The following is a 1038-nucleotide window of genomic DNA, read 5'->3' as shown; positions in this document are numbered from 1 at the left end:
CCTACACCCTTACCCCGGGACAACCACCGCCCGGGCTGGACTACCTTCCTGCGTCACCCCATCGCTCACCTAATACCACCTTGGGCCGGCGGCTCCACCACTCCCCTTCGTCCGAAGACTCCGGGACGGCTTCACGGCCTTAGCATCAGAGGGTTCAGCGTTGGCGCTTCAAAGCGGGTACGGGAATATCAACCCGTTGTCCATCGACTACGCCTGTCGGCCTCGCCTTAGGTCCCGACTTACCCTGGGCAGATCAGCTTGACCCAGGAACCCTTGGTCAATCGGCGCAAGAGTTTCCCACTCTTGTATCGCTACTCATGCCTGCATTCTCACTCGTATACCGTCCACGACTGGTTTCCACCGCCGCTTCACCCGGCACACGACGCTCCCCTACCCATCACAGCAGGCGTTGGCCCTTCATGCTGCAATGACACGACTTCGGTGGTGTGCTTGAGCCCCGCTACATTGTCGGCGCGGAATCACTTGACCAGTGAGCTATTACGCACTCTTTCAAGGGTGGCTGCTTCTAAGCCAACCTCCTGGTTGTCTCTGCGACTCCACATCCTTTCCCACTTAGCACACGCTTAGGGACCTTAGTCGGTGTTCTGGGCTGTTTCCCTCTCGACCATGGAGCTTATCCCCCACAGTCTCACTGCCACGCTCTCACTTACCGGCATTCGGAGTTTGGCTAAGGTCAGTAACCCGGTGAGGCCCATCGCCTATCCAGTGCTCTACCTCCGGCAAGAAACACGTGACGCTGCACCTAAATGCATTTCGGGGAGAACCAGCTATCACGGAGTTTGATTGGCCTTTCACCCCTAACCACAGGTCATCCCCCAGGTTTTCAACCCTGGTGGGTTCGGTCCTCCACGAAGTCTTACCTCCGCTTCAACCTGCCCATGGCTAGATCACTCCGCTTCGGGTCTTGGGCATGCAACTCAGACGCCCTATTCGGACTCGCTTTCGCTACGGCTACCCCACACGGGTTAACCTCGCTACACACCGCAAACTCGCAGGCTCATTCTTCAAAAGGCACGC

At 57.9% G+C, this 1038-nt stretch carries 1 rRNA gene; it reads right to left on the bottom strand.

The window, feature by feature from the left end:
- Positions 1-1038, bottom strand: a 23S ribosomal RNA gene (locus AB0N76_RS39900); the annotation flags it as partial.

Source organism: Kitasatospora sp. NPDC093806 (assembly GCF_040683335.1).
GTDB lineage: Bacteria > Actinomycetota > Actinomycetes > Streptomycetales > Streptomycetaceae > Kitasatospora.
Note: the sequence above shows the minus strand (reverse complement) of the source record. Positions and strands in the feature narration are given on the sequence as shown.